General features: G+C 57.7%; 31 protein-coding genes. 13 read left to right on the top strand and 18 right to left on the bottom strand.

Translation table 11 applies throughout. The features are described from left to right. Window position 1 precedes the first annotated feature (1 nt). Both B0B09_RS11120 and B0B09_RS11115 read right to left on the bottom strand, forming a co-directional pair. A complete protein-coding gene (locus B0B09_RS11120; RefSeq protein ID WP_076659660.1) occupies window positions 2-478 on the bottom strand; it encodes a (2Fe-2S)-binding protein in 477 nt (158 codons plus the stop codon). Then, the gene (locus B0B09_RS11115; protein ID WP_076659659.1) at window positions 475-1338 is read right to left on the bottom strand and encodes an FAD binding domain-containing protein; all 864 of its coding nucleotides are present in this window, start codon (window positions 1336-1338) and stop codon (window positions 475-477) included. Before B0B09_RS11115 ends, B0B09_RS11120 begins: the two co-directional genes overlap by 4 nt. 161 nt (window positions 1339-1499) lie before the next feature. Between B0B09_RS11115 and pgsA the strand changes: the two genes are divergently transcribed. Genes pgsA through B0B09_RS11100 form a run of 3 tightly spaced genes read left to right on the top strand, consistent with a single transcriptional unit; the run spans window position 1500 to window position 2850 of the window. Continuing rightward, window positions 1500-2168 carry a CDP-diacylglycerol--glycerol-3-phosphate 3-phosphatidyltransferase gene (gene pgsA / locus B0B09_RS11110; protein ID WP_076659657.1) on the top strand — a complete coding sequence of 223 codons (669 nt, stop codon included), beginning with the start codon at window positions 1500-1502 and terminating at the stop codon, window positions 2166-2168. Further along, window positions 2165-2410, top strand: a complete 246-nt coding sequence (gene moaD, locus B0B09_RS11105; protein WP_076659656.1) for a molybdopterin converting factor subunit 1 — start codon at window positions 2165-2167, stop codon at window positions 2408-2410. Before pgsA ends, moaD begins: the two co-directional genes overlap by 4 nt. Continuing rightward, window positions 2410-2850 (top strand): molybdenum cofactor biosynthesis protein MoaE, encoded by a 441-nt coding sequence (locus B0B09_RS11100; RefSeq protein WP_076659654.1) that lies wholly within the window; start codon window positions 2410-2412, stop codon window positions 2848-2850. The genes moaD and B0B09_RS11100 overlap by 1 nt, the downstream gene beginning before the upstream one ends. Here the strand turns inward: B0B09_RS11100 and B0B09_RS11095 are convergent. Further along, window positions 2837-3439: a DNA-3-methyladenine glycosylase I gene (locus B0B09_RS11095; protein WP_076659653.1), complete on the bottom strand. Its 603-nt coding sequence runs from the start codon at window positions 3437-3439 to the stop codon at window positions 2837-2839. The genes B0B09_RS11100 and B0B09_RS11095 overlap by 14 nt on opposite strands. 68 nt (window positions 3440-3507) lie before the next feature. On the opposite strand from B0B09_RS11095, the gene B0B09_RS11090 reads away from it, so the two are divergent. The 3 genes from B0B09_RS11090 (at window position 3508) to phbB (ending at window position 6443) form a co-directional block, all read left to right on the top strand. Then, complete coding sequence (locus B0B09_RS11090) at window positions 3508-4314, top strand: EAL domain-containing protein (RefSeq protein WP_076659651.1); 807 nt, start codon at window positions 3508-3510, stop codon at window positions 4312-4314. Window positions 4315-4463: 149 nt separating this feature from the next. After that, window positions 4464-5639 carry an acetyl-CoA C-acetyltransferase gene (locus B0B09_RS11085; RefSeq protein WP_076659650.1) on the top strand — a complete coding sequence of 392 codons (1176 nt, stop codon included), beginning with the start codon at window positions 4464-4466 and terminating at the stop codon, window positions 5637-5639. A 78-nt stretch (window positions 5640-5717) separates the two neighbouring features. Next, window positions 5718-6443, top strand: a complete 726-nt coding sequence (phbB, locus tag B0B09_RS11080; protein ID WP_076659648.1) for an acetoacetyl-CoA reductase — start codon at window positions 5718-5720, stop codon at window positions 6441-6443. A gap of 74 nt (window positions 6444-6517) precedes the next feature. Here the strand turns inward: phbB and B0B09_RS11075 are convergent, their stop codons facing one another. The 3 genes from B0B09_RS11075 to B0B09_RS11065 form a co-directional block, all read right to left on the bottom strand. Then, window positions 6518-6685 carry a YdcH family protein gene (locus B0B09_RS11075; RefSeq protein ID WP_076659647.1) on the bottom strand — a complete coding sequence of 56 codons (168 nt, stop codon included), beginning with the start codon at window positions 6683-6685 and terminating at the stop codon, window positions 6518-6520. A 116-nt stretch (window positions 6686-6801) separates the two neighbouring features. After that, window positions 6802-7563, bottom strand: coding sequence for a tRNA1(Val) (adenine(37)-N6)-methyltransferase (locus B0B09_RS11070; protein ID WP_076659645.1), 762 nt, complete (start codon window positions 7561-7563; stop codon window positions 6802-6804). Continuing rightward, window positions 7550-7768 carry a putative signal transducing protein gene (locus tag B0B09_RS11065; RefSeq protein ID WP_055297113.1) on the bottom strand — a complete coding sequence of 73 codons (219 nt, stop codon included), beginning with the start codon at window positions 7766-7768 and terminating at the stop codon, window positions 7550-7552. Before B0B09_RS11065 ends, B0B09_RS11070 begins: the two co-directional genes overlap by 14 nt. A 56-nt stretch (window positions 7769-7824) precedes the next feature. On the opposite strand from B0B09_RS11065, the gene B0B09_RS11060 reads away from it, so the two are divergent. Continuing rightward, a complete protein-coding gene (locus B0B09_RS11060) occupies window positions 7825-8823 on the top strand; it encodes a polyprenyl synthetase family protein (protein ID WP_076659908.1) in 999 nt (332 codons plus the stop codon). A 250-nt stretch (window positions 8824-9073) separates the two neighbouring features. Here the strand turns inward: B0B09_RS11060 and B0B09_RS11055 are convergent, their stop codons facing one another. From B0B09_RS11055 to sfsA, 3 genes are all read right to left on the bottom strand, one after another. Continuing rightward, a complete protein-coding gene (locus tag B0B09_RS11055; protein WP_076659643.1) occupies window positions 9074-10117 on the bottom strand; it encodes a TRAP transporter substrate-binding protein in 1044 nt (347 codons plus the stop codon). 123 nt (window positions 10118-10240) lie between these two features. Continuing rightward, the gene (gene map, locus B0B09_RS11050; protein WP_076659642.1) at window positions 10241-11113 is read right to left on the bottom strand and encodes a type I methionyl aminopeptidase; all 873 of its coding nucleotides are present in this window, start codon (window positions 11111-11113) and stop codon (window positions 10241-10243) included. A gap of 55 nt (window positions 11114-11168) precedes the next feature. After that, complete coding sequence (gene sfsA / locus B0B09_RS11045; RefSeq protein ID WP_076659640.1) at window positions 11169-11870, bottom strand: DNA/RNA nuclease SfsA; 702 nt, start codon at window positions 11868-11870, stop codon at window positions 11169-11171. A gap of 42 nt (window positions 11871-11912) precedes the next feature. Here sfsA and B0B09_RS11040 point away from each other — a divergent pair, with 42 nt between their 5' ends. The 4 genes from B0B09_RS11040 to B0B09_RS11025 are packed head-to-tail and all read left to right on the top strand — an operon-like array spanning window position 11913 to window position 14863. Beyond that, window positions 11913-12632, top strand: a complete 720-nt coding sequence (locus tag B0B09_RS11040) for a competence/damage-inducible protein A (protein ID WP_076659639.1) — start codon at window positions 11913-11915, stop codon at window positions 12630-12632. Further along, window positions 12629-13357: a GNAT family N-acetyltransferase gene (locus B0B09_RS11035; protein ID WP_076659637.1), complete on the top strand. Its 729-nt coding sequence runs from the start codon at window positions 12629-12631 to the stop codon at window positions 13355-13357. Before B0B09_RS11040 ends, B0B09_RS11035 begins: the two co-directional genes overlap by 4 nt. Window positions 13358-13361: 4 nt before the next feature. Continuing rightward, a complete protein-coding gene (locus B0B09_RS11030; protein WP_165689319.1) occupies window positions 13362-13928 on the top strand; it encodes a peroxidase-related enzyme in 567 nt (188 codons plus the stop codon). Then, window positions 13925-14863 (top strand): OmpA family protein, encoded by a 939-nt coding sequence (locus B0B09_RS11025; protein ID WP_076659634.1) that lies wholly within the window; start codon window positions 13925-13927, stop codon window positions 14861-14863. The genes B0B09_RS11030 and B0B09_RS11025 overlap by 4 nt, the downstream gene beginning before the upstream one ends. 5 nt (window positions 14864-14868) lie before the next feature. Here B0B09_RS11025 and B0B09_RS11020 read toward each other — a convergent pair whose 3' ends face one another. The 3 genes from B0B09_RS11020 to B0B09_RS11010 form a co-directional block, all read right to left on the bottom strand. Continuing rightward, window positions 14869-15606: a GGDEF domain-containing protein gene (locus B0B09_RS11020; RefSeq protein ID WP_084190821.1), complete on the bottom strand. Its 738-nt coding sequence runs from the start codon at window positions 15604-15606 to the stop codon at window positions 14869-14871. Between the two features lie 135 nt (window positions 15607-15741). After that, a complete protein-coding gene (locus B0B09_RS11015) occupies window positions 15742-16647 on the bottom strand; it encodes a LysR family transcriptional regulator (protein ID WP_055297130.1) in 906 nt (301 codons plus the stop codon). 194 nt (window positions 16648-16841) lie between these two features. After that, window positions 16842-18866, bottom strand: coding sequence for an NADPH-dependent 2,4-dienoyl-CoA reductase (locus tag B0B09_RS11010; RefSeq protein WP_076659907.1), 2025 nt, complete (start codon window positions 18864-18866; stop codon window positions 16842-16844). Between the two features lie 154 nt (window positions 18867-19020). Here B0B09_RS11010 and B0B09_RS11005 point away from each other — a divergent pair, with 154 nt between their 5' ends. Continuing rightward, window positions 19021-20004, top strand: a complete 984-nt coding sequence (locus tag B0B09_RS11005; RefSeq protein ID WP_076659631.1) for a fatty acid desaturase — start codon at window positions 19021-19023, stop codon at window positions 20002-20004. After that, a complete protein-coding gene (locus B0B09_RS11000; protein ID WP_076659629.1) occupies window positions 20001-20843 on the top strand; it encodes a sugar phosphate isomerase/epimerase family protein in 843 nt (280 codons plus the stop codon). Before B0B09_RS11005 ends, B0B09_RS11000 begins: the two co-directional genes overlap by 4 nt. 7 nt (window positions 20844-20850) lie before the next feature. Here the strand turns inward: B0B09_RS11000 and B0B09_RS10995 are convergent, their stop codons facing one another. The 6 genes from B0B09_RS10995 to ilvD form a co-directional block, all read right to left on the bottom strand. Next, window positions 20851-21516: a lysophospholipid acyltransferase family protein gene (locus B0B09_RS10995; protein WP_165689318.1), complete on the bottom strand. Its 666-nt coding sequence runs from the start codon at window positions 21514-21516 to the stop codon at window positions 20851-20853. Between the two features lie 375 nt (window positions 21517-21891). Then, window positions 21892-22383: a fasciclin domain-containing protein gene (locus B0B09_RS10990; protein WP_076659626.1), complete on the bottom strand. Its 492-nt coding sequence runs from the start codon at window positions 22381-22383 to the stop codon at window positions 21892-21894. Window positions 22384-22512: 129 nt separating this feature from the next. Then, window positions 22513-22878, bottom strand: coding sequence for a hypothetical protein (locus tag B0B09_RS10985; protein ID WP_076659624.1), 366 nt, complete (start codon window positions 22876-22878; stop codon window positions 22513-22515). Between the two features lie 12 nt (window positions 22879-22890). Further along, on the bottom strand, window positions 22891-23664 hold the full coding sequence (locus B0B09_RS10980) for a DUF6478 family protein (RefSeq protein WP_076659623.1): 774 nt from the start codon (window positions 23662-23664) through the stop codon (window positions 22891-22893). 62 nt (window positions 23665-23726) lie between these two features. Then, on the bottom strand, window positions 23727-24338 hold the full coding sequence (locus B0B09_RS10975; RefSeq protein WP_076659621.1) for a hypothetical protein: 612 nt from the start codon (window positions 24336-24338) through the stop codon (window positions 23727-23729). Window positions 24339-24342: 4 nt separating this feature from the next. Continuing rightward, the gene (gene ilvD, locus B0B09_RS10970) at window positions 24343-26076 is read right to left on the bottom strand and encodes a dihydroxy-acid dehydratase (RefSeq protein ID WP_076659620.1); all 1734 of its coding nucleotides are present in this window, start codon (window positions 26074-26076) and stop codon (window positions 24343-24345) included. Window positions 26077-26174: the final 98 nt, after the last annotated feature.

Genomic DNA, 26174 nt, shown 5'->3' with positions numbered 1-26174 from the left:
GTTATGCGCCTCTCATTTCAGCAGCCGCTGTTTGGACCGCTTTGATAATCTTGTCATAACCGGTACAGCGGCAAAGATTGCCCGCCAGCCAATAGCGTACCTCGGTGTCGGTTGGATCGGGGTTCTTTTCCAAGAGCGCCTTGGCCGCCACCAGAATGCCCGGCGTGCAGATGCCGCATTGCAAGGCGGCTTCTTCCAGAAACACACGTTGCAAAGGATGCAGGCTGTCGCCCTTGGCCATGCCTTCGATGGTTTCAATCTCGGCGCCTTCGGTTTCGACACCCAGCACCAGACAGGAACAGGCCAAACGCCCGTTCATCATCACACTGCAGGCACCGCAATCGCCTGTGCCGCAGCCTTCCTTTGCGCCGGTCAGCCCAAGCCGGTCGCGCAAGACATCCAAAAGGCTTTCATCGGCATGGCAGAGGAACTCTGTCTCATCACCGTTGATGGTTGTTGCAACGGGTATCGTTTTCATAGCTGACCTCCTGCGCGCCCGTAGGCGATAAGGGCTGCGCGTTTCGCGAGAACCCCTGCTGTTTTCGTGCGGAATTCGATGGTTCCGCGTTTGTCTGTGATCGGCGAACAGGCAGCTTCAACCGCGTGCACCATTGCAGCGATGGCTGCGTCATCCAGCTTTGAGCCGACAAGCGCCGCCCCTGCGTCTTTCACCAGACGCACCGTCGGGGCCACGGCCCCAACCGCGACGCGCGCGGACGAGACTGTGCCATCCTCCTCGAGCGCAAGGCTGACGGCCGCCGATGACACCGCGATGTCCATTTCGGTGCGGGGAATAAAGCGCAAATAGGCGTCACCTGCATGCGCTGGGCGGGCAGGCAGATAGATCGAAGTGATGAATTCCCCTTTGCTCAGGGAATTCTTGCCGGGGCCTGTCGGGATATCCACAACAGGCACATCGCGTACCCCGTCAGGGCCATGCACCCGCGCCACCGCTTCTGCTGTGACCATTGCAGGCACCGCATCACCTGCTGGTGAGCCTGTGCACAGGTTGCCTGCCATCGTCGCACGGCTTTGGACCTGGGAAGAGCCGATCAACTCGACCCCTTCCACCACACCGGGCCACATTGCTTTTAGCGCGTCATGTTCACCCAGTTCCGCGCCTGACACCGCCGCCCCGATGCGAAATCCACCGTCTTCAGCGATGACTTCACGCATCCCGGGCAGATGCTTGAGATCGACCATCAGATCAGGCTCGACCATCTCTGCCTTCAGCTGCACAAGCACATCGGTGCCACCCGCGAGAATGCGGGAAATGCCGGTTTCGTCACGCAATAGGGTTGCGGCCGCCTCAAAACTTTCGGGCTTAACGTATCTCATTGGGTATCCCCATATATCGGTAGGATTTGCGGTGCACGTGCACCGCGTCAGGCGTATTGTGTCTTGAACGCCCCAGAGGGTCAAATCCATTCCCGCCGGATTGGGCCAGATTCTCGACACACCTACTGGTATCGGACGCCGCGCCGCGCTACCACTCATCTATGACATTAAACCTGCCTAATATCCTCACAATCCTGCGATTGGCCGCAGCACCCGGTGTTGTGGTGATGTTTCTTTATTTCGCGCGGCCTTGGGCGGACTGGTTCGCGCTGGTGCTGTTTATCGTTGCGGCGCTGACCGATTTTCTTGATGGCTATCTGGCGCGCGCATGGAAGCAGGAGAGCAAGCTTGGTGCGATGCTTGACCCGATTGCCGACAAAGCGATGGTGATCATTGCGCTGGTCGTGATTACGGGCTTTTCCGGCATGAACCCGTGGATTTTGCTGCCTGCCACGGTGATCATTTTTCGCGAGGTTTTTGTCTCTGGTCTGCGCGAGTTTTTGGGCGATACCGCTGGTACGCTGAAGGTGACGAACCTTGCGAAATGGAAAACAACCGCCCAGATGGTCGCGATTTCCATGCTTTTCGCGACCGGCGCGTTTGAGCATTATTTTGCGATGCAATCGCTCGCGATGACACAAGAGATGGTCGAGGACGCGATCTTTGGCAATGGCCCCGATGAGTTGGGCCTGTGGTGGAAATACCAAGGCATGGTGATTAGCTGGTGGGGCGGTATCGTAATGCTTTGGGCCGCTGCGGTTTTGACACTGGTGACAGGCTGGGATTACTTCAACAAATCGCGGCCTTTTCTGCGGGATGGTGAGATATGAACGTTGTATATTTTGCATGGGTCCGTGAACGCATTGGTCTGCCGCATGAAACGGTAGAAACAGGTGCGGCAACGGTGAACGACCTGATTGTGGAACTCAGCGCGCGCGAAGAGCGCTATGCCGCTGCCTTTGCCGATATCAGCGCTTTACGCGTCGCACTTGATCAGGAACTCTCGGATTTCGACGCACCCCTTGATGGTGTCCGCGAAGTGGCGTTCTTTCCGCCAATGACAGGCGGCTGATGACGGTTCGTGTGCAGGCAGAACCTTTTGACGCGGGCGCAGAGCTGAATGACTTTGCGCAAGGGCGCACCGATATTGGTGCGGTTGTTAGCTTTACTGGCGTTGTCCGCGACACCCAAGGCGACCTGCAAGAAATGCTGATTGAACACTACCCTGGCATGACCGAAACTGCGATTGGCAAAATCGTGGATGAAGCAGTCGCGCGCTGGGACTTGGCCGATGTATTGGTGATCCATCGTTACGGCGCGCTGAAACCTGGTGCACCGATTATGATGGTCGCCACCGCGTCCGCGCACCGCGCCGCAGCCTTTGAGGCGGCAGACTTCCTGATGGATTACCTCAAGTCCCGCGCGCCGTTCTGGAAAAAAGAAGTGACCGCGCAGGGCGCCTCATGGGTTGATGCCAAAGACGCTGACGAGGACGCGCTTAAACGCTGGTAGGCCAGACATCGGCCGGATCGCGCGCCAATGCCGCACACGGGGCATGCCGCGGACAGGTGGTCAGGTGATTGTTGATCAACCCTGTTGCCTCCATGAAGGCATAGACAATTGTCGGCCCGCAAAACCGGAAGCCCGCCTTTTTCAAATCCTTGGAGATCTGTGCCGAGAGCGGCGATTGCGTCGGCATATCAGCACGGTTCGAAATGGTCGTGCGCAGCGGCACCCCGTCCACATAGTTCCACAAGAACCGGTCAAAGCCCTGCCGCGCTTCGATCTCTTGCCATGCGCGGGCATTGCCGATGGTTGCTTCGATCTTGCCACGATGGCGGATGATACCGGCGTCACCCAGCAGGCGCGCAACATCGGCCTCGCCCCATTCGGCGATCGTATCAGGCTCAAACCCCGCAAAGGCCGTCCGAAAGTTATCACGCTTCTTCAGGATCGTGATCCACGATAGCCCCGCCTGAAACCCGTCCAGGATCAGCTTTTCCCAAAGCGCGCGGCTGTCATATTCGGGCACACCCCATTCGGTGTCATGATAATCGATGTAAATCTGCTCGGGCCCGGCCCAGCCGCAACGCTCGTTCATTTGGTGTCCTTAACCGGTTGTTAGCCCAAACTGGGGCATCTTGCGCAGGGTAAGTATGGAGTGCGCAGATGCAAAACACCACGCTCGGCCTTGCGCAGGTTGATAAGCAAGAGCTGGATGATCCTTTCGAATACGCGATGGCCAGCCGCGATGCGGATGTGTTTCTTTTGGTGCGCGATGCGCTGGCAGCGGGGCGTGGGCAATTGGCGTTCCAGCCTGTTGTAACATCCGACGCGCAGCACCAAATCGCTTTCTATGAGGGTCTGATCCGCTTGTCGGATGAAAGTGGGCGGGTTCTGCCTGCGGCCCACTTTATGCCGCAGGTCGAAGACACGGATATGGGCCGCCAGATTGATTGCCTGTCGCTGGAACTGGCCCTGCACAAACTGCGTCAGAACCCGGACTTGCGTCTTTCGGTCAACCTTTCGGCGCGTTCCATTGGTGATGGTGAATGGCGGCGCACCTTGGATCGCGGGCTTCTGGACCGCAACAATCTCGGGGATCGTTTGATCTTTGAGATCAGTGAAACCTCAGCCATGATGCTGCATGAAAACGTCATCCGCTTCATGGCTGAAATGCAACCAAAGGGTGTTGGCTTTGCTTTGGATGGCTTCGGTGCGGGCCTTACTGCGTTTCGACATCTGAAATCCTTTTTCTTCGATCTGGTGAAGATCGACAAAAGCTTCATCCGCGGGATTGACCGTGATCCCGACAATCAGGTTTTGGCAGAGGCGCTGATTACGGTCGCGCATCAGTTTGAAATGTTTGCCGTCGCTGATGGGGTGGAAACGGCTGCAGAGGCTGAATTTCTCGAAGGCCTCGGTGTGGATTGCTTGCAAGGGTATTACTTTGGCGTGCCAAAACCCGCGCTCTAACAGAAAACTACCAAGTCCCCAGATGCTTTGATTTGCTTTTCGGCACAATTGCGCATACCCAAAGAGGCAATGGGCTAAGGTGTTCGGCTTGCACCTGTCGGGTGGAACTGGCACCTTTTTGCTGGACCAAAACCTGAAGGGAACCATCCATGACGAACGTCGTTATCGCATCCGCAGCACGCACCGCCGTTGGCAGTTTCGGCGGATCATTCGCAAACACACCCGCACATGATCTGGGGGCCACCGTTCTGGAAGCCGTCGTCGCGCGCGCCGGTATCGATAAATCCGAAGTCAGCGAAACGATCCTCGGCCAGGTTCTGACAGCCGCCCAGGGGCAGAACCCCGCGCGTCAGGCACATATCAACGCGGGTTTGCCGAAAGAGTCCGCCGCTTGGGGCATCAACCAGGTGTGTGGTTCCGGTCTCCGCGCGGTTGCGCTGGGAGCACAGCATATCCAGCTGGGTGATGCGTCTATTGTCGCTGCTGGTGGACAGGAAAACATGTCTCTGTCGGTACATGCCGCCAACCTGCGCGCCGGTCACAAAATGGGCGATATGACCTATATCGACACCATGATCCGTGACGGTCTGTGGGATGCGTTCAACAACTACCACATGGGTCAAACAGCCGAAAACGTGGCCGAGAAATACCAGATCACACGTGAAATGCAGGACGCATTCGCAGTCGCGTCACAGAACAAGGCGGAAGCGGCCCAGAAGGAAGGCCGCTTTGACGATGAAATCACAGCCTTCACCGTGAAAACCCGCAAGAGCGATATCATCGTCGACAAAGACGAATATATCCGCCACGGCGCAACCATCGAAGCCATGCAAAAACTGCGCCCTGCCTTCACCAAGGACGGGTCTGTGACGGCGGCGAACGCTTCTGGCCTGAACGACGGTGCCGCGGCAACCTTGCTGATGTCTGCGGATGAGGCCGAAAAACGCGGTATCGAACCGCTGGCGCGCATTGCGTCTTACGCCACAGCCGGGCTTGACCCGACCATCATGGGTGTCGGTCCGATCTATGCATCGCAAAAGGCGCTGGCCAAGGCCGGTTGGAGCGTTGATGATCTCGATCTTGTCGAAGCAAACGAAGCCTTCGCGGCCCAAGCATGTGCCGTCAACAAAGAGATGGGATGGGACCCGGCGATCGTGAACGTCAACGGCGGGGCTATCGCAATCGGTCACCCGATCGGCGCATCCGGCTGCCGCGTTTTGAACACGCTGCTGTTTGAAATGAAGCGCCGTGGTGCCAAGAAAGGCCTTGCCACGCTTTGCATCGGTGGCGGCATGGGTGTTGCAATGTGCGTTGAGCGCCCGTAATTTTTGAGAAAGATTGTTGCGCCTGTAGTGGCGCAACGATAATAAGATTACTAATCAAATCTCTGGGAGGAGAAATCTATGTCCCGTGTTGCACTTGTAACAGGCGGCTCGCGCGGTATCGGCGCAGCTATTTCGACAGCATTGAAAGATGCAGGCTATCAGGTTGCTGCGACTTACGCGGGCAACGATGAAAAGGCTGCCGCCTTTACCGCTGAAACCGGCATCAAGACCTACAAATGGGATGTTGCGAATTACGAGGCCTGTCAGGCTGGCGTCGCCCAAGTCGAAGCAGATCTCGGTCCGGTCGAGATTCTGGTGAACAACGCGGGCATCACACGCGATGCGCCTTTCCACAAGATGACGCCGCAGCAGTGGCATGAATGCATCGACACCAACCTGAACGGCGTGTTCAACATGACGCATAATGTCTGGGGCGGAATGCGCGAGCGAAAGTTTGGCCGCATTGTCACGATCTCTTCGATCAATGGTCAGAAAGGCCAGTTTGCGCAGGCAAACTATGCCGCGACCAAGGCAGGCGACATCGGCTTCACCAAATCACTCGCCCAAGAGGGCGCGCGCGCCGGTATCACGGTCAACATCGTGGCACCCGGTTATATCAACACCGAAATGATGAGCACGATCCCTGAGAAAGTGATGAACGAAGTTATCCTGCCGCAGATTCCCGTTGGTCGTCTTGGCGAAGCTTCAGAGATCGCACGCGCGGTTTGTTTCCTTGTGTCTGATGATGCGGGTTTTGTGACGGGCTCTACCCTGTCGGCCAATGGTGGCCAGTACATGACCTAAGGTCTGGCACATCCTGGAAATCACAAAGGCCACGTCAACAGGACGTGGCCTTTTCTTTTCGGCGTTAGAAATCGCTAGTGCGCGCTAAGGCGCGAAATTTCTTCCTTGAGAATCAATTTCTGCTTTTTGAGTTTTGCAATTTCGATGTCATCGGCAGATGGGCTTCGCTGCATTGCCTCGACATGCTCCGAGAGGTTTTTATGCTTCTTCTTCAGTTCCTGTACATGCGAACTCAAGCTCATAGTCGATCTCCTCTAGGTTTGGGTGTTCTGATTGCAGCACATTCGATCCTGTCTGTCACGCTGCAAGGCAGAAACTGGGCGTCTTTCCACCGTGGCGCTCGAATATTGCGAATTCGTTAACTCCAGATGGGTAATTCCGCGCCGTTCCGCAAAACGCAGGCCACTTCTTGGGTATAGCTTTCCTGATCGCCCTGATGCGTCTCACCGGCATGCATGATCAGCGTCGGCGCCATGCGAAACGGCGTTTTTCCTTCTTGTCGCGCTTGTAGCAAGAAAAGCTCTGGCGCGCGGTGCGTGCGGCCTGCAATGGGCCGCACGATGATGGCACCAAGCCGCCCCGCAAGCGCATCGAGGACCTCTGGCAGCCGTTCCATACGTTGGATCAGCGTCAGATATCCGCGCGGCCCAACCCGTCTTGCCCCGACATCCAACCAAGCCTGCAACGGCGTGTCGCCGGCAAAAGCAATATCCTTGCCTGTGTCGTCCGATGCCGTGCCTGCAGTGCGATCAAAATAGGGCGGGTTCATGATGACATGATCAAACCGCTCTTGCCGCAGCTCCGTTGGCAACGCGCGCAAATCAGCACGTACCACTGTCAGAGGCAGCGCGTTCTCATCGGCATTGCGCTGGGCGAGTGCGGCATATTCCGGCTGCACCTCAACCCCCGTTATCTGCAAATCTGGGACGCGGGCGGCCAGACAAAGCGACGCGGTTCCAACGCCGCACCCCAGTTCCAGCACTGACTGCCCTGATTTCGCCGCAACCGAGGCCGCAAGAATGACCGGATCAACTCCGGCGCGATATCCGCGTTTGGGCTGCCAAATTGCGATTTTGCCACCCAGAAAATCGTCTTTGGTCAGGTCCTCAGTCGCGCCCAAGGTCGATCTCTCCGTCGCGCATCACCGCCTCGGCCATAAATAAATCGCGGTCCAGCACCATCAGGCGGCGCGGCATTATGCCAATGCTGCCTTCAAGGACGCTCATATTTACGTCGAAGGTGAACCAGTCTATACCCTCGCTGTCCAGAAGGGCGGTTGCAAATGCGATGACGGTCGGGTCATTGGTGCGTAGAAGCTCTTTCATAACCAAAGACCTAAGGCGCGGTGCAGCCGTTGTCTATTCACATGACGGAAATTGCGATGAGCCTTGATACCGCTGCCACCAAACCGCACGAACAACTCGCCGAGGCGCTGGCCGATGATCTGACGGCTGTGAATGCGCTGATCCGCGAGCGTATGGCGTCGGAACACGCCCCGCGTATCCCCGAAGTGACCGCGCATCTGGTTGAGGCAGGCGGCAAGCGTTTGCGTCCGATGCTTACACTCGCCGCGGCGCGGATGTGTGGGTATACGGGGCCTTACCATATCCATCTGGCGGCCACGGTTGAGTTTATTCACACGGCGACTTTGCTGCATGATGATGTTGTTGATGAAAGCAAGCAACGGCGGGGCCGCCCCACGGCAAACCTGTTGTGGGACAATACATCAAGCGTACTTGTCGGCGATTATCTCTTTGCCCGTTCGTTCCAGTTGATGGTTGAAACGGGATCGCTGCGCGTGCTGGATATTCTGGCGAATGCGTCCGCTACCATCGCCGAGGGCGAGGTGCTGCAACTGACCGCCGCCAGTGATCTGGCAACAACCGAAGCGATCTATCTGCAGGTCGTGCGCGGGAAAACCGCCGCGCTCTTTTCTGCCGCGATGGAAGTCGGCGGCGAGATTGCGGGGCAAGACGCTGCGACCAAACAGGCGCTTTTCGATTATGGCGATGCGCTGGGGGTTTCGTTCCAGATCGTTGATGATCTTCTCGATTATGGCGGCACCAAAGCCACCGGTAAAAACGTGGGCGACGATTTCCGCGAGCGCAAACTCACCCTGCCTGTGATTCGGGCCATTGCCGCCGCCGATGCGGATGAACGCGCCTTTTGGGAACGGACAATCGGAAAAGGTAGGCAGGACGAAGGCGATCTTGATCACGCCATCGCGCTTCTTGCCAAACACCGGACGATGGAGGCCACCCGACAGGATGCGCTGGCATGGGCGGAAAAGGCGAAATCGGCGCTGGATGCTGTGCCGGATCATCCGCTGAAACAGATGCTGGTCGATTTGGCGGACTACGTCGTCGCCCGGATTACCTAAGCCCCGCCAGAAAACCCAAAGGCACTCTATCCGGATCGTTGCGCCACGATGATCTGGAAGCGTCCACCATAGTCGGTGTCTGTTGCAGTCGCTGTGGACAGAGCGCCGGTGTGGGTTGTCAGAAATCAAAAGCCAAGGTCGATAAATCAACCTTGGCAAAGCTGACAGCGCGGGCCTTGCGCAACGCAATCAGCATATATGCGAGCAACCCTTTTCGATCTTTGGCGAAAGGGTTGCTCAGGGGGAGCAGTTACTCTGCCGCGCGGTTTGCTGCGACAGCGGCTTGTGCGCTGGTCACCAAGGCTGCGCCATCATAGCCTTTGGCGTCCATTTCGGCGATCCAATCAGCCGTCACTTCCGCACCCAGCGCTTTGATCCGATCCGTTTCAGCTTCGGATAGTTGCGCAATTTCGTTACCATCCGCAGCCATCACATCACGGCCGACGACATCGCCGGTATCATGTGCGCGGCCGGCCCAGCGGCTTGCCATCATGCCAGAATTGGCGTCAATGATCGCGCGCAGATCATCGGGCAGACCTTCATAGACGTCCTTATTCATCGCCCAGATAAAGTAGAGGTTATAAAGCGCCTCATCACCCGCCACATCCGTATGGCTGTCAGTCAGTTCGTCCAGCTTAAGCGATGGAGACATTTCCCACGTAATCACGCCGCCATCGACAACGCCGCGCGAAAGGGCTTCGGGGAATTGCGGCACAGGCATCCCGATCGGGGTCGCACCCAGCTTTTCCAGCAACATTGTGGCCGGGCGTGACGGGCCGCGCAGCTTGAGCCCTGCGAAGTCTTCTAGAGTAGCAACTGATGCGCCGCGTTTGTGCACAATACCCGGCCCATGCATATGGGCGGCAATGACATGCACATCCGCAAAGTCATCCATCAGATATTCCTGCGTGAATTCCCACGCCGCAGCACTGGCTTCCTCGCCGGATTTGCTTGTCATGAACGGCAGTTCCATCGCCTCCGCTTCGGGAAAACGGTTGGGCTGATACCCGGGGATGACCCAGCCACCATCAATCGCACCATCGCGGATCAGGTCGTATTGGCTTGGCGCAGAGCCGCCGAGCTGCATAAAGGGATAGAGCTCTACCTTGATGCGGCCATTTGATTGTTCCTCAATGGCATCGGCCCAGGGCTGCATGAAGTAGGTGGGGTTCGCACTGGCGGGTGAGACAAAGTGCTGAAAGCGCAGTGTCACTTCTTGGGCGGTTGCAAGTGTTGCAGACAGGCCAAGCGCGGCCAGCAGAGCGGCAGATTTTATCAGGTGCATAGCGTGCATCCTTTTCATCAGGTTTTCAGGGGAAAGGTGTCACCGCTAGCGACGCAACAGATATAGGGCCACGCCACCCCAGTTGCAAGTTATTCGCAAGAGGGGAAATCACGGGCGATTTTCCCTCTAAATTTATGCGCCATTTGTGGGGTGAAACTTGCCGCCCGGTGAGCGCGTGAAAATCTCGCACCCATCTGCGGTGATGCCGATTGAATGTTCAAACTGGGCTGAAAGCGATCTGTCAAAGGTCACAGCGGTCCAGTCATCGACCAAAACCTTGGTATCAGGGCGCCCCAGATTGATCATCGGCTCAATCGTAAAGAACATGCCTTCCTCAAGCACAGCACCGGTGCCTTCGCGCCCGTAGTGCAGTACATTGGGTGGCGCGTGGAACACACGGCCCAGCCCATGCCCGCAAAAATCACGGACCACAGACATCCGGTGGCTTTCGGCATAAAGCTGGATCGCGTGGCCGATATCGCCAAATGTATTGCCAGGCTTGGCAGCCTCGATCCCTTTCATCAGGGCGTCATGGGTCACCTGTATCAAGCGTTCGGCCTTCTTGGATGGCGTGCCTGCCACGTACATCCGGCTGGTGTCGCCATACCATCCGTCAACGATCACTGTGACGTCGATATTCAGGATATCCCCGTCCTTGAGCGCATCATCCTCGCGTCGCTTTTCGTGGTTGCGCGACACGGTCTCGCTGGCTGATTTCGGGATGGGGGCGCCGGGAATACCATGACAGACCACATGGTTGACAGAAATGCAGCTTGCATGCTGATAGCCTTTGTAACCGATCGTGGCAGACACTGCCCCCGCTTCATCCACCCATTGGGTGATCAGACGATCCAGCTCACCGGTGGTTTGGCCCACGGTCACATGGGGCGCAATATCGTCCAAAAGCTTGGCCGCCAGAGCCCCCGCTTTTGCCATGCCGGCAAAGTCTTCGGGCTGATACAGGCGAATGCCATCTTTGGTCAGATGCGTTTTGTTCGTTTCCACGGTGCGCGTTCCTTTGTCGTCTTTTTCGCCACATAGGCGAATTGCGCACAAACTTCTAGGGCCGGAACGGGATTGGATCGCCCAGTGTGATCGCCGTAGGGCCGATTCTGCATGCATGCGCCAACACCGCAACTCCGGCGTCTGCTGCTTGGTGAAAGGCCGCCTGATAGGCAGCGTCAATATCGCCTGCCAAGGTCACGGCCCTACAATCGGTCCGCTGGACCAGATAGAACATCACCGCACGATGCCCCTGCCGCACCATCTGCGCCAATTCCGCTAAGTGTTTTGCGCCCCGCGCGGTGACGCTATCGGGAAACTCCGCCAGTCCGGACTGGCGCGACAAGGTCACGCTTTTGACCTCGACATAGGTATCCGGCCCGTCACCGCTCAGCAGAAAATCAATCCGGCTGTTTTCGCCATATTTCACCTCCGCCCGCACCAGATCATAAGGCGGCAGGCCGGGCACCTCATGCGCCATCAACGCGGCTTTGAGCGCGCGATTGGGCACCGATGTATCGACACCGGTAAAATGCCCGTTCTCGTGATCCACCAGACGCCAGCCAAATTTCAGCTTTTTCTTTGGATCATCATTCGGCTCAAGCCAGACCTTCATGCCAGGTTCGGCCAGACCCATCATTGACCCGGGATTGGCGCAATGTGCGGTGACTTCACGCCCGTCTTCCAAGCGGACATCGGCCAGAAACCGTTTGTAACGTTTGATCAGGCGGGCAGGGACAAGAGGCGTGGCAAATTCCATACGCGCCCTATAACAATTCTGACAGGACAGGAGAACCACCAGATGCCAAACCCTACCGCTGCCATGCTTGTGATCGGCGATGAAATCCTTTCGGGGCGGACCCGCGATGCGAATATGCACTATCTTGCAGGACAATTGACCGAGCGGGGCATCGATCTCAAAGAGGTGCGGGTAGTCAGTGACGATCGGGATGCGATTATCGCGGCGGTTAAGGCTCTGTCAGAGGGTTATACGCATGTTTTCACCAGTGGCGGTATCGGACCAACCCATGATGACATCACCGCCGATTGTATCGCCGCAGCCTTTGGTGCGCATATCGACGTGCGCGCCGATGCACGCGCGCTGTTGCAGGCGCACTACGACCGGTCGGGGCAGGAATTGAACGAAGCTCGCTTGCGTATGGCGCGTATTCCCGACGGGGCGACGCTGATCGACAATCCGGTCAGTACGGCACCGGGATTCAGCCTTGGGAACGTGCATGTCATGGCAGGGGTTCCTTCGGTGTTCAAAGCCATGGTCGCGAGCATCCTGCCGACACTGACAGGTGGTGCGCCGCTGTTGTCGCGCACTCTGCAACTCTTCAAGGGTGAGGGCGATTTGGCGGGACCATTGGGCGCATTTGCGCAAGATTACCCCGATCTGAGCGTCGGGTCTTACCCTTTCCAGAAAGATGGGGTTTACGGGTCGAACATCGTCGTGCGCGGCAGTGACGCTGTTGCGCTCGATCTGGCGATAAAAGCACTTGAGGCGAAATTTGCATGACGACACTTCCGTCGCTTGAAACACTCTATTCCGTGATCGAAGGCACATGGCCGCCCGCAGAAAGCCGCGCGGTCGGTCCTTGGAAAATACGGCTTGATAACAGCGGCAGCAGCCGTGTGAGTGCCGCAACAGCGCAGGGGCCTGCTACCGACACCGATATTGCGTTGGCTGAAGGCGCGATGCGCGCTGCAAGGCAAACGCCACTTTTTATGGTGCGCGCGGGTGAGGACGCCTTGGACGACATGCTGGCCGCACGCGGTTATGTGATCAAAGACGTCACAAACCTTTACGCAGCCCCTGTCGCCGCAGTCGCCACCGAACGTCCGCCGCCGGTCACCAGTTTTGAAGTCTGGCCGCCGCTGGCCGCACAAGAAGAAATCTGGGCCGCGGGCGGGATCGGCCAAGGGCGTTTGGCGATCATGGCACGCGCCGTGGGGCCAAAGACAACCTTGCTGGGGCGGTTGAATGACCAGCCTGCAGGAACGGTTTATGTGGGCATCGCCGCCGGATGCGCCATGATCCACGCGCTTGAGATTGCGACCGTCCACCGCCGTCAGGGCCTTGCGCAACATCTGACACGGGCCGCAGCCTTTTGGGCGCAGGACAATGGCGCGGATTACCTGACGCTGGTGACGACGCAGGTGAACGACGCGGCCAACGCGCTCTACACTTCCCTCGGCATGACGCTTGTGGGACAGTACCACTATCGACGATTGCCGGAGTGAACCTTTGACTGACCAACCCACCGCCCTCGATTTGCCCATGGCTGACCCGTTGCCGGAGGCTACGCAGAAGTACTTTGATATCTGTCGCGAAAAGCTTGGGATGGTGCCCAATGTGCTGCAGGCCTATGCGTTTGACATCGACAAGTTGAATGCCTTCACAGCGCTTTATAACGATATCATGCTGTCCGCCTCTGGCCTGTCCAAATTCGAGCGTGAAATGATCGCGGTCGCGGTGTCGTCCATCAATAAATGCTATTACTGCCTGACTGCCCATGGCGCCGCCGTGCGGCAGTTGTCGGGTGATCCGCAACTTGGCGAGATGCTGGTGATGAACTGGCGTGTCGCCCCTCTGGATGCACGCCAGAAGGCGATGCTGGAATTTGCGGAACTGATGACTGTGGCCAGTGCCAAGATTGAAGAGAAAGACCGTGACGCACTGCGTCAGGTTGGGTTCTCGGACCGTGATATCTGGGATATCGCCGCGACGGCCGGCTTTTACAACATGAGCAACCGGATCGCTTCGGCCACGGATATGCGGCCCAATGACGAATATCACGCGCAAGCCCGATGATCCGCATACTCGCCGCATGTTTGGGCATTGCTGCGGGCATGGCGCAGGGTCAAACGCTCGATTTTCCAAGCAACGCGAGCTTGCAGGAAGAGGTGATCCGCCCCGCCGATAGTTACCTTTTGCCGCTGGGCATTTGGGATCAGGGCGCGATGCCTGCGCAAACTGTCGAAGGCCGCGTGATCCAGCAAGCCTGGCGAATCGCGGCGCCTTCGCTCACGACATTGCAACTGGTACGCCCTTTGCGTGAACAGTTGCGCAACGACCGTTACCAGATCATCTTTGAATGCCAGACCGAGGCTTGCGGTGGATTTGATTTTCGCTTTGCGGTCGAAACCCTGCCACCGCCTGATATGCGGATCAACATTGGTGATTTCCGGTTTCTTGCGGCGGAACGGGTCGGACAGGACGGGCCAGAGTATCTGACGTTGTTCATTAGCCGCACTGCAGAAGCAGGGTTTGTCCAGATCACGCATGTTGGCCCTGAAAGCGATACCGCTTTGCCGATTGCGCAGGCTGAGTCTGCCCCTTTGCGTGCCTTTGGTGCAGTCCCCGACGCCGCGCTGTCCGAGCAACTTGATCAAGCCGGGCGTGCGGTACTTGCGGATCTGAGCTTTGAGACGGGTTCGGCGCAGCTTGCCCAAGGGGATTACCCGTCGTTGCGCGCTTTGGCAGATTATCTTGCAAAGACGCCGTCGCGGACGGTTGCATTGGTGGGGCATACGGATTCATCCGGCGCACTCGAGACGAATATCGCCTTGTCCAAACGTCGCGCAGCATCTGTTCTGGAACGGCTGGTCAGCGACTATGGCGCGGATCGTGCGCGGCTTGAGGCCGAAGGCATGGGCTATCTTGCGCCTCTTGCCTCAAACCTGACGGAAGCAGGGCGGACGGCCAACCGTCGTGTCGAAGTGATCGTGACATCTACGCAAGAGTAGTGGCCTTACCCGCGCGCCATGACTGCTTTCTTCTGTAACGATGGCGTCCAATTCACGAAAAGAGCCCTGCCATTCTGCTTGGCGTAGTAAAGCGCCGCATCTGCCCGGGCCAGTAGGGTATCAATCGGGATTGTCGGTTGCGTGATTACCGCACCGATCGAGAGGGTCACAGTCAGTTCGCCATGCGCCTCGGTCATGAATTTAATTGGTTGTGTGAGGCGCGCCCCGATGGATTGAGCCGTCTCTGGTGCCACATTCAGAAGGTAAATGGCAAATTCCTCGCCCCCGAGGCGGCCCAATACGTCATCCTGACGGATATTCTCACGCAGCTTTGCGGCGATGGCCTGCAAACAGATATCCCCGGCCTGATGGCCATAGGTGTCATTAATGGCTTTGAACCGGTCGGCATCCAGCATCATCAGGACACCGGTGTTTTCGCGCATCCGGGCCTGAGCGGCCACATCAAAGAACGTGTTCCGGTTGTTCAGCCCCGTGAGGCCATCCATACGGGATAATCGCCATAGCCGTCTTTGCAGGCGCAACTGGAATATCGTGATGATAAAAAAGAACGTGATCACAGGGCCACCCACCACGATGGAATGTGCAATGTAGAACCACAAAGAGTAGTATGCGCCACCGCCAAAGAACGTCGCGAAAGCGATATTCGCAAGTGTGACAAACCCAAGCCACACCGCAAGACGCACGACAAAGCCAAGTGTGCTTTGCGGTGCCAGTAAACGCATGACTTGGTCCATCAAGTCTATTCTCCGTCGTCCATAGGACACCGGATAGGACATATGCATTACGATTGGTTTAAGATAAAAAAAGCGCGACCAACAACACGGTCGCGCAAGTCGGTGAAGTTACACCTTGGGAGACTACCAGATTTCGGGGCCCTTGTCGGCAAAGGCATGGGCCAAAAAGTCTATGAATGCGCGCACCTTGGGCTGCGTAAAGCGCCCCGGCGGATACACAGCATATATACCTTGTGTTTCAACCGGCAGATCGGGAATAGCCACCTCGACCAATCCTTTGTTCATAGCGTCGGCGTAAAGAAAACTTGGCAGATAAGCAATTCCAAGTCCGCCGATGCAGGCATTCAACAGCGATTGGCCATCATTCACGGTCAACCAGCCTGCCGTGCGCACCTGCCGCTTTTCGCCGGACGGCGCGGTCAGTTTCCAGACCGCGGAGTTCGCTTGGTTTGAATAATGCAGCAGCTTGTGCTCGTTCAGGTCGTCAATCTTTTCGGGGCGGCCATATTGCTTGAAATAAGCAGGGCTCGCGATCATGCGCTTTGTTGTTTCGGTCAGCTTTCGGGCGCGCAGGGTGCTGTCTTCCAGCTCACCAATGCGGACGGCCATATCAAAGCCCTCGGAAATCAATTCAACATAGCGGTTGTTCAGCGCCATATTCACAGTGATGTCGGGAAATTCGGACAGGAATTCGCCCAGAACAGGCGAGAGGTGGTTCACCCCGAAATCTGTCGCCACGCTGATACGCAGCAGGCCGGAAGGCGCAGACTGCATCGACGTGACCAAAGCATCGGCTTCGCCTGCGTCATTCAGAACACGGCGGGCGCGATCATAATAGGCCAGCCCGATTTCGGTTGGGCTGACGCGGCGGGTGGTGCGGTTCAGCAAGCGCGCGCCCAAACGGGCCTCAAGCGATGAGACATGTTTCGAAACGGCAGATTTGGAAATTCCCATTTTCTTGGCCGCGTCCGTAAAGCCACCCTGATCCACAACTGTGGCGAAGGCCTCCATTTCGGTTAGACGATCCATGAAACTTCCTGACGCTGCTATATGATACCGTTCCGCCTACCGTGGCAGTGAATTCGGGCAGGATTAGGACAAATGCCTGACAATACGGGGGAATGAATCCGCTTTGGTGACAATGCGGAAACAGCGAAATATGGAACAATCGCCTTTAAATCGTGGGTTTTGGCGTATTATCAGCCGTCAGATGTCTGGTGACGTCACAGGCTTGCGGCAAGGCGCGTGCCTTGATTGATTGCGCGTTTTGCGTCCAGCTCCGCCGCGACATCGGCCCCGCCGATCACGTGAACGCTGCGCCCTTGGGCGACCAATGCATCCGCCAGACTGCGTTGCGGGACCTGACCCGCACAAAGCACAATCGTCTCCGCGGCAATGAGCTTGGGGTTTTCGCGCGCTTCACCATGACTGATATGCAGCCCATCAGCGTCGATCTTTTCATAATTTACACCGCCAATCATCTGCACATTCTTCATTTGCAGACCTGCACGGTGGATCCAGCCGGTGGTCTTGCCCAGACGCTTGCCCAGCTTTTCGGCCTTGCGTTGCAAGAGCGTGACCTGCCGCACCGGTGCCTCGGGCTGAGGGCCCTCCGCGCGCAAGCCGCCACGTGTCTGCGCGGGATCACCCACGCCCCATTCCTGCAGCCATTCGTCCAGATCTTCGGTTGGGCTGTCGCCTGTCACCAGAAACTCCGCCACATCAAACCCGATACCACCGGCCCCGACAATCGCAACGGTTTTGCCGACCTGCGCCTTGCCGCGCAGCACGTCGATATAGGACAGCACGTTCGGACCGTCCTGACCGGGGATTTCGGGGTCGCGCGGGGCGACGCCTGTGGCGATGATGATCTCGTCAAAGTCGGCCAGATCTTCAGGTGTGGCTGTCATGCCCAAGTGGAGCGTAATCCCGGCCTTCGCTACCATCGTGCGATAGTAGTCGACCAACCCCCAGAACTCCTCTTTTCCTGGTACCTGTTTGGCCATGTTCAACTGGCCGCCAAGTTCTTCGGATTGATCAAAGATAGTCACATGATGCCCGCGTTCTGCGGCAGTGAGCGCGGCTGAAAGCCCTGCCGGACCTGCGCCGACGACGGCGATGCTTTTGGGCGTCTCTGCTGGCGTGATCGTCAACTCTGTCTCGTGGCAGGCGCGCGGATTGACCAGACAGGATGAAAGTTTGCCGCTGAATGTATGGTCGAGACAGGCCTGATTGCAGGCGATGCAGGGCGCGATCTCTGCAGCTTTGCCTGCCGCCGCCTTTGCCACGAAATGCGCGTCCGCAAGAAAGGGGCGCGCCATGCTGACCATATCGGCACAGCCGTCAGCGAGCACGGCTTCCCCGACTTCAGGCATGTTGATGCGGTTCGACGTGATAACGGGGATATTGACCTCGCCCATCAGTTTCTTGGTCACCCACGTGAAGGCGCGGCGCGGCACCGATGTCGCGATGGTCGGGATGCGCGCCTCATGCCAGCCGATGCCGGTGTTCAGGATCGTGGCACCTGCCGCTTCAATGGCTTTGGCAAGCTGGACGACCTCTTCCCAAGTTGATCCGTTGGGTACGAGGTCAATCATCGACAATCGGTAGATCACAATGAAATCAGCGCCCACCGCTGCGCGAACACGGCGCACGATCTCGACCGGCAGGCGCATCCTGTTCTCGTATGACCCGCCCCAGCGGTCAGTGCGCTTGTTGGTGTGGGTGACAAGGAACTGGTTGATAAAATACCCCTCCGAGCCCATGACCTCGACACCGTCATAGCCGGCCTCGCGCGCCCGGGCAGCGGCGGTGACAATATCGCTGATCTGCTTTTCGATCCCGTCCTCATCCAGCTCTTTCGGTGGAAACGGCGAAATCGGTGATTTGATGGCCGAGGGGGCAACGCAGTTTGGCGAATAAGCATACCGCCCCGCATGCAGGATCTGCATGGCGATCTTGCCACCTGCATCATGGACGCGGTCGGTCACGATCCGGTGGTTGCTGATATCATCGGGCGTAAAGAGACCCGCCGCCCCCGGGAAGACCCCGCCTTCGGCGTTGGGGGCCATGCCACCCGTGACCATCAAACCAACCTCACCCCGTGCCCGTTCGGCATAGAATTCGGCCACGCGGTTCCAATCCTTTGTTTCCTCAAGCCCTGTATGCATCGAGCCCATGAGCACGCGATTCTTGAGCGTCGTGAACCCCAGATCGAGGGGGGACAAAAGATGGGGATATTGGGTCATGAAAGTGCCTCCGCTTTGGGCGATCATGGCGAAAGTCGTGGCGGTCGTCACCCTCAACGTGGCGTAAAATGGATCACATGCAGGAAGACCGGAAAGGTTTTGCGCTTCATGCCCAGTCCGCTACTCTGCGCATGAATGAAGAAAGGGGTTTGCGATGGAAGCCAGCTTTTCCCGCCGGAAACTGTTAACGCCACACGAACTGCGACAATTGTCCGAACGGTCCGATCTGCAGGGCGGGTTGCAGATGGCCAGCCACGTCGGGGCTATCGTGGTTGTCGCGCTGCTGCATGCGCAGGCGATGGGCACTGCGTGGGTTTGGGTGACGGGGTTTGCTTTGGGCGTTCTGTTGAACTTTCTTTATGCAGCCCAGCATGAACTGTCCCATGCGACCGTGTTCAAGACCCGCAAACTGAACGAGGTCTTCGGCCGCATCATCGGCTTTATCCAGCTATTTCCACGCAATTTCGACCAGATCATGCATTTTGCCCATCACCAATATACCCAGGATTGGGAGCGTGACGGTGAACTGGTGCGTGAACCCTATACTTTGGCGACTTACCTGCTTTGGCTCAGCGGGATCACCTATTGGCGCAACCGTGTCTTTGGTATCGTCCGTCGCGCGCGCGGGATCATTATCGAGCCCTATATCCGCGCAGAGGAAGAGACCAAAGTCATCCGTGAAAGCCGCCTGCATCTGGCAGGCTACGCGGTAATTGCACTTTTGTCTGTTGCAACCGGATCATGGGCCGCGCTGACCTTCTGGATCATCCCGATGGTGCTGACCAAGCCCATTCACCAATTACAGAACACCATCGAGCATCTGGGGCTGAGCCATGAAAACGATATCATGGAAAACACCCGCTCGACCCGCGCTAATGCGCTGCAACGCTGGCTGTGCTGGCAGATGCCCTATCATACTGCACACCATACGTTTCCTGCCGTACCATTCTGGAAGCTGCGGACATTAAACGACCGGATCGAGGAAAAGGCAGGTCAGGTCCACCGGATGGGCTGGCTCGAATTCCAGATTGAGGTGATTGGCAAACTGATGGCCAAGGATGAAAGCCAGTACCCGATGGATGAGGTCTGGATCATCCCCCGTAGCGGTGGGCGCGTGACACGGATGCCCGCAGAGTGAGGCAACTGAAGGTTTATACCTCGCTGTGGGCCATGCAGCCGCACGACCAGAGCGACGTAAAACTGCCCTATGATCAGGTTTGCGCAATGGTCGCGGATGCCGGATTCGACGGTATGGCGATTGATCTGGGTGCCTCTGATGTCGCTGTAGCCCACGCGGTGCGGCCACATATGCAGGCAAACGGTCTGACCCCGCTGATCGTGGCCTTTCCCAAGACGATCGAAAGCCTTGAAGACACGCTGCATATGGCGGCCGATTTTGGCGCGCCGTTTGTCGATGTGATCGGTCAGGTGATGCCTATTGCCCTTGATGAAATGGTACCGGTGATCGAGGCTTGGATCACCATGGCCGACCGGATCGGCATTCCGGTGCAGTTCGAAACCCACCGGAACTGTATCACCAACGATCTTTACACGACGTTGCAGCTGCTTGATCTGATCCCCGAGATGCGGATTTGCGCTGACCTGTCACATTACGTGGTGGACCGCGAATTCTGGTTCCCACTGTCTGACCATGACCTTGGCCTGATGAGCCGCATCCTGAAAAGGTCCGACAGCTTTCAAGGGCGCGTCGCCTCACGCCAGCAAATCCAGCTGCAATTGGATTTTCCACAGCATCAGAAATGGGTGGAACTATTCAAGGGTTGGTGGCGTGAGGGGCTTGCCGATTGGCGCGCGCGCAACCCATCGGGCGACTGTATTTTCGTCTGCGAACTTGGGCCCCCTGAATACGCCATGACCGGACCAGACGGGCGCGAGATGTCGAACCGCTGGGACGAGGCGCAGGTGATTATGGCCTGGGTGCGCGAGATCTGGGATGAACTGGGCGGGGACGGGTGACCGAAGTCTAGGGGGCAATCCGCCCTTCTTGAGTTTTGAAATCCGCATACATTTCCGCAGTGGCCGCCTGCGTTTTGTCGGCCAGTGCGCGTGCGTCAGTGTCATCAAGACCTGTGGTCGAGATCGGCGCACCAAAACGGATGTGGATTTCCCCCCGTCGCGCGCGGATCGACCCGAGTGGCAGTAACCGGTGCCCGCCGTAAATCATCACAGGTATGATCGGCGCTTGTGATCTTATGGCGACCAGACTGGCACCGACCTTGAACCGCGCGACGCCGTCTTGACCCGATATCCGGCCTTCTCCGCCCCATCCGAGACGCTCGCCCGACTTCACAGCCAGCACCGCCTTTTCGATCAGTCGCTCTGTTCCCGCACGGTTGCCGCGGGGAACAAGTTCAATCGCTGCCTTGCGGGTGGCGGCGCGCATGAACGGAAATATTGCGTATAGATCGGCGCCTGCTGCGCGATCAACATGCGGCCACATGACCGCCAGATAGGCCGCGACATCGGCAAAAGACGCTTCATTATGGCACAGCACGCAGCCTGATCCGGCCTTCGGTGGTGTGCCACTGATGGTGACCTTGATCTGACAGATGTCCAGAAACCGGCGCGAGTGTGCGGCGATTAGCCGACGTGCAGCATCGGGGGTCTTGGCTGTAAGGACGATGCGCAAACTGGTGAAGGATAAGCCCGATATCCATAGTGCAGACGCGTATCCTCCCCGAATGATCTCTGCCAACGCGCCCATGATTTTGATAGCTTTGTCCCCCAACAAGCATTCCGCCACGAGGATGCTGTGCGAACGCCGTTTACACAACAATATTCGCGTGCGTGTCGTCAGGCCCGAATGTGCCGTTTCGTCGGGTCGACTGATTGCTCAAGTCTATCGCGACATCGCCATGCCAACCGGATCAGTGCAATCACGCGAAGAATGCGTTGTCGCAACCAATAACCCCACCGCTTTAAAGCGGTGGGGCCGAGTGGTGCCCTTTGGGGCAGCCCAACCGCAACATCCGGGGAGAAGATGCAATTGGGTGGGTGGTATAGCTTATGGCAGCAGAACTGCGTCGATGACGTGGATTACGCCGTTTGACGCGATGATGTCTGCGGTTGTCACCGTCGCGTTCTCAACGGTTACGCCGTTGCGGCCGTCGATGTGGACCTCTTTACCGTTGACGGTGGCAACGCTCAGGCGCTGACCTGCCAGTTGATCGGATGTGACCGCACCGGGTACGACATGATATGTCAGGATGGCTGTCAGTTGGTCGATGTTCTCGGGCATCAGGAGTGTTTCAACGGTGCCTGCTGGCAGCGCGGCAAAAGCTGCGTCTGTCGGTGCGAAGACAGTGAATGGACCCTCGCCCTTCAATGTGTCAACCAGACCGGCAGCGGTGACAGCGGCGACCAGTGTGTTGAAGTTGCCGTTGGAGGCCGCGATATCGACGATATCAGGCTCGCTCTCCATCATGGGTGCACAAGCAGCTGCAACAGCAACGCCAGCGGCGAGAATGGTAGATTTGATTGCAAAGCGACGGTTCATTGGGTGTTCCTTTCGTTCCCTGTTAACCAAGTTGTTACGGGGCGAGAGGCGTACTGGTTGTCATTCTGACAATGAGTTTATGAGGTGTATTGTTTTGATCCGATGGACGTGACCTTACGTAAGGTCGCGTTAGCTTTCGGCGCAGTGCGCGCGGAAGGCTTGTTTGAGGACTTCCAGTTCAGCGCGTAAAGCCGCAATCTCTGTGCGCAAGTCGTCGGCAAGCGGCGCGCCTGCGACCAGGGTGAAGCTGTCCAATGTTGTGCCGGTTTGATCTGTGATCAGAAAGGTCTGCACCCCATCCGCGATCATTGCCGCAGGGATCGGGACGGCGACATGCCAAACGTCGTGGGCCGCGTTATAGGTGTAGTTCACCTCTGACAGAGCCTGACCCAAATGGGTGACCTGCAAAATGGGGTGTTCCTGTCCGGCACCCGTCAGGTCGCCGTGCCAAACACCTGCTTTAATCCGCGTGTTGATGAAATGCGCAGTGGCCATGGGGGCGTTTCCTTAGATTTCAGCGCGCGGATAGCGGCTGAGTGTCAGATCACGAATGGTCAGTTTGTTCATCGCGGGCCGCTCGATCATCAGATCAATCCACATCCGTTCGGCCCGCCGTTCATTCAGGCCGCTGTAGGCGAGATCGAATTCGACCATGGTTTCCGGTGCATCGTCCGGCAATGTCAGCAACACCTGTTCGGTGTTGGGGCCGTTCTTGACGTTCAGTCGCGCGTAGATCGCGGTCGGCTTCTCTCGCGTGATCAACGCCGCCAACCGGATCAGATGGCGCTTACGCAGCCCGTCACAGGACTCTTTAGGAACCTCGATCACAAGTGACAGATAGCTCCCCGTAAATTGGAAGGTCTCAAGCACGATCCCAAAAGGCGCAAGATCGGTGTCTTGGGTATTGCGGACCTGCCGGAGAATGATTTCGCCGCGCGGGCAGTCGTGAAAGATCACCAGTTCATTGGTGATTTCCATCTTGGACAAAGCAGGTGCATGCGCCGGTGTGTCCGCTATGGCCTGCCATGGTTTTGGTCGCCATGCCCAGTCCGTCCCGGACGGCTGTGGAAAAATGTCAGAGCTGATGCGTGGCAGCGCAAGCCGGCTATCTGCAGCAAAGCGAAAGGCCTGAATATGGCGGAGCAGTTTCTTGGCGGCTTCATTCGTCTGATCCAGTGTCGCAAGGTCGGTCGCCCCGACGGCTTTCGTCGCCTTTCGCCACCGCGCAATGCTGCGGCGTTGCAGGAACCTCGTGATGTGGCCTTGCAGTGGTAATGGCATATGTGCGGTCTTCTTCTCTCAAAAGGGCAAGTTTGCCAAACAAAACGCGCGATGAAAACTGCTCAGATTTCGGCTGGATTGTCTGTCGCCGCGGCGGGTGGCGCCTGTACACCCGCAAGTATCTGTTTGAGCAACGTCGCGCCCGGCCCGTCCTGAAGCGGCGATGCCGCCAACCCGCGCACACCGATTGTGACCAGCCGCCCGCTCACATTGGTGAAGGCGCGCCATTCTTCTCTTTGCAGACCGTCCAGCGGTGGTGGCCCCTGATCGGTGAAGTGGATCATCACCTGATCATTGAAGGCCTGCGTGGACAGAACATTCACAGCCGCGGGATTACTCGCTTTCGTCAGCAGGCGGACACCGTCATCCGTGATGAGAAAATCCCGCAGGCCGATTTCATCCATAGTGATGCGCCCGCTGTCGGGGGGGCCCACCTGTATGGTTGCGATGCCCACGATTTCGGGCGCGGCGACGCTATGGCCCAATGTGGCGCAGGATACCAACATGGCAAAATCACTGCCAAGCTGGCGCGATCCGGGGTCAACACAGTAACCTGCGGGCGCGGTCGCAATAACAGTGTCCTGACCAAGCGAAACAGACCGTGTCACCTGATCAATCGGGGTGCAGGCCGTCATAGCCAGCACCCCAAGAACTGCGCAAGTGGCACGGATCATGCCGTTACAGATCCATGTAGATGTGTTTTTCGGCTTTCGCACCGGGATGCGTCACCGCCCCAAGCCGTGCCCCACCGACAAGCTGCGCATATTTCCACAGCGCGCCAGACGCATAGATCGTCTCTTTTGGGCCTTTCCAGTTCGCCTTGCGCGTGGCCAGTTCTTCGTCTGTGAGATCGACGCTCAACTCACCCGTCACCGCATTGATGGTGATCACGTCGCCATTGACCAGCAAACCGATTGGTCCGCCATGTGCGGCCTCAGGTCCAACGTGACCTACACAGAAGCCACGTGTCGCGCCCGAGAAGCGGCCGTCGGTGATCAGCGCCACCTTTTTGCCCATGCCCTGACCTGACAGTGCAGCAGTCGTTGCCAGCATCTCGCGCATTCCGGGACCGCCTGCAGGGCCTTCATTGCGGATGACGATGACTTCGCCTTCCTCGTATTCGCGGGCTTTGACAGCGGCAAACGCTTCTTCTTCACTCTCGAAGACACGCGCAGGACCGGTAAAGACCTGCTCGTCGCTGGCCATGCCCGCCACTTTTACAATTGCACCTTCAGGGGCAAGATTGCCTTGCAGACCAACAACACCGCCTGTTGGCGTGATCGGGTTCTCGACCGGATAGATCACGGTGCCGTCGGCATCGCCTTTGATCATATCAAGCTCTTCGCCCATTGTGCGGCCTGTTGCGGTCATGCAGTCTTCATGGATCAGACCCGCTTTGCGCAGTTCTTTCAGAACCACAGGTACGCCGCCAGCCTCGTAAAGGTCCTTGGCGACATAATCGCCACCGGGCTTGAGGTTTACGAAATAGGGCGTATCGCGGAAAATCTCGCAAACATCCATCAGGTCGAAATCAATACCGGCCTCATGGGCGATCGCGGGCAGGTGCAGCCCTGCGTTGGTCGAACCACCGGTGCAGGCCACCACACGGGCCGCGTTTTCCAGCGACTTGCGTGTCACGATATCACGGGCGCGGATATTCTTGGCGATCAGGTTCATGACCGCTTCACCCGAAGCCACACCATATTGGTCGCGGCTTTCATAAGGGGCGGGGGCACCGGAGGAGTTCATCAGCGCAAGGCCAATCGCCTCGGACACACAGGCCATGGTGTTGGCGGTGAACTGGCCACCGCAGGCACCGGCAGAGGGGCAGGCGACCCGTTCGAGGATTTCCAGTTCAGCGTCCGACATGTTGCCTGCCTGATGCTTGCCCACGGCTTCGAATACGTCCTGTACGGTCACGTCCTTGCCGTCCAGACGGCCCGGCAGGATGGAACCACCGTAGATAAACACGGACGGCGTATTCAACCGCACCATCGCCATCATCATGCCGGGCAAGGATTTGTCGCAACCCGCAAGACCTACAATCGCATCATAGCAGTGGCCGCGCATGGTCAGCTCAACGGTATCGGCAATCGCTTCGCGTGATGCGAGTGAGGAGCGCATACCTTCATGGCCCATCGCGATACCATCGGTGACCGTAATCGTGGTGAATTCGCGTGGCGTGCCATAGCCCTTTTTGACACCCAGTTTCACAGCCTGCGCCTGACGGTTCAGCGAGATATTGCAAGGGGCTGCTTCGTTCCAGCAGGTTGCGACACCGACCCATGGCTGTTTGATTGCCTCTTCATCAAGCCCCATCGCGTAGAAATAGGACCGATGCGGCGCGCGTGACGGGCCTTCGGTCACGTGGCGGCTGGGCAGGTGTGTCTTGTCGACTTGATCCTTGGGCATTTCAATCTCCTCACAAACGCTTTGGAAACGGTCTAAATAGAGGGCAGGTCCGGCGCAAGCCCTGCAAAGCGTGGTTGCGGCGGTTGGTAACTGCGCTA

The sequence above is a fragment of the Yoonia rosea genome (genome assembly GCF_900156505.1).
Lineage (GTDB): Bacteria > Pseudomonadota > Alphaproteobacteria > Rhodobacterales > Rhodobacteraceae > Yoonia > Yoonia rosea.
Note: the sequence above shows the minus strand (reverse complement) of the source record. Positions and strands in the feature narration are given on the sequence as shown.

Excerpts from the sequence above, each read along its gene's own strand:
- B0B09_RS11120 (WP_076659660.1), bottom strand. The coding sequence starts at position 478 with ATGAAAACGATACCCGTTGCAACAACCATCAACGGTGATGAGACAGAG.
- B0B09_RS11115 (WP_076659659.1), bottom strand. The coding sequence starts at position 1,338 with ATGAGATACGTTAAGCCCGAAAGTTTTGAGGCGGCCGCAACCCTATTG.
- pgsA (WP_076659657.1), top strand. The coding sequence starts at position 1,500 with ATGACATTAAACCTGCCTAATATCCTCACAATCCTGCGATTGGCCGCA.
- moaD (WP_076659656.1), top strand. The coding sequence starts at position 2,165 with ATGAACGTTGTATATTTTGCATGGGTCCGTGAACGCATTGGTCTGCCG.
- B0B09_RS11100 (WP_076659654.1), top strand. The coding sequence starts at position 2,410 with ATGACGGTTCGTGTGCAGGCAGAACCTTTTGACGCGGGCGCAGAGCTG.
- B0B09_RS11095 (WP_076659653.1), bottom strand. The coding sequence starts at position 3,439 with ATGAACGAGCGTTGCGGCTGGGCCGGGCCCGAGCAGATTTACATCGAT.
- B0B09_RS11090 (WP_076659651.1), top strand. The coding sequence starts at position 3,508 with ATGCAAAACACCACGCTCGGCCTTGCGCAGGTTGATAAGCAAGAGCTG.
- B0B09_RS11085 (WP_076659650.1), top strand. The coding sequence starts at position 4,464 with ATGACGAACGTCGTTATCGCATCCGCAGCACGCACCGCCGTTGGCAGT.
- phbB (WP_076659648.1), top strand. The coding sequence starts at position 5,718 with ATGTCCCGTGTTGCACTTGTAACAGGCGGCTCGCGCGGTATCGGCGCA.
- B0B09_RS11075 (WP_076659647.1), bottom strand. The coding sequence starts at position 6,685 with ATGAGCTTGAGTTCGCATGTACAGGAACTGAAGAAGAAGCATAAAAAC.
- B0B09_RS11065 (WP_055297113.1), bottom strand. The coding sequence starts at position 7,768 with ATGAAAGAGCTTCTACGCACCAATGACCCGACCGTCATCGCATTTGCA.
- B0B09_RS11060 (WP_076659908.1), top strand. The coding sequence starts at position 7,825 with ATGAGCCTTGATACCGCTGCCACCAAACCGCACGAACAACTCGCCGAG.
- B0B09_RS11055 (WP_076659643.1), bottom strand. The coding sequence starts at position 10,117 with ATGCACGCTATGCACCTGATAAAATCTGCCGCTCTGCTGGCCGCGCTT.
- sfsA (WP_076659640.1), bottom strand. The coding sequence starts at position 11,870 with ATGGAATTTGCCACGCCTCTTGTCCCTGCCCGCCTGATCAAACGTTAC.
- B0B09_RS11040 (WP_076659639.1), top strand. The coding sequence starts at position 11,913 with ATGCCAAACCCTACCGCTGCCATGCTTGTGATCGGCGATGAAATCCTT.
- B0B09_RS11035 (WP_076659637.1), top strand. The coding sequence starts at position 12,629 with ATGACGACACTTCCGTCGCTTGAAACACTCTATTCCGTGATCGAAGGC.
- B0B09_RS11025 (WP_076659634.1), top strand. The coding sequence starts at position 13,925 with ATGATCCGCATACTCGCCGCATGTTTGGGCATTGCTGCGGGCATGGCG.
- B0B09_RS11020 (WP_084190821.1), bottom strand. The coding sequence starts at position 15,606 with ATGCGTTTACTGGCACCGCAAAGCACACTTGGCTTTGTCGTGCGTCTT.
- B0B09_RS11015 (WP_055297130.1), bottom strand. The coding sequence starts at position 16,647 with ATGGATCGTCTAACCGAAATGGAGGCCTTCGCCACAGTTGTGGATCAG.
- B0B09_RS11010 (WP_076659907.1), bottom strand. The coding sequence starts at position 18,866 with ATGACCCAATATCCCCATCTTTTGTCCCCCCTCGATCTGGGGTTCACG.
- B0B09_RS11005 (WP_076659631.1), top strand. The coding sequence starts at position 19,021 with ATGGAAGCCAGCTTTTCCCGCCGGAAACTGTTAACGCCACACGAACTG.
- B0B09_RS10990 (WP_076659626.1), bottom strand. The coding sequence starts at position 22,383 with ATGAACCGTCGCTTTGCAATCAAATCTACCATTCTCGCCGCTGGCGTT.
- B0B09_RS10985 (WP_076659624.1), bottom strand. The coding sequence starts at position 22,878 with ATGGCCACTGCGCATTTCATCAACACGCGGATTAAAGCAGGTGTTTGG.
- B0B09_RS10980 (WP_076659623.1), bottom strand. The coding sequence starts at position 23,664 with ATGCCATTACCACTGCAAGGCCACATCACGAGGTTCCTGCAACGCCGC.
- B0B09_RS10975 (WP_076659621.1), bottom strand. The coding sequence starts at position 24,338 with ATGATCCGTGCCACTTGCGCAGTTCTTGGGGTGCTGGCTATGACGGCC.
- ilvD (WP_076659620.1), bottom strand. The coding sequence starts at position 26,076 with ATGCCCAAGGATCAAGTCGACAAGACACACCTGCCCAGCCGCCACGTG.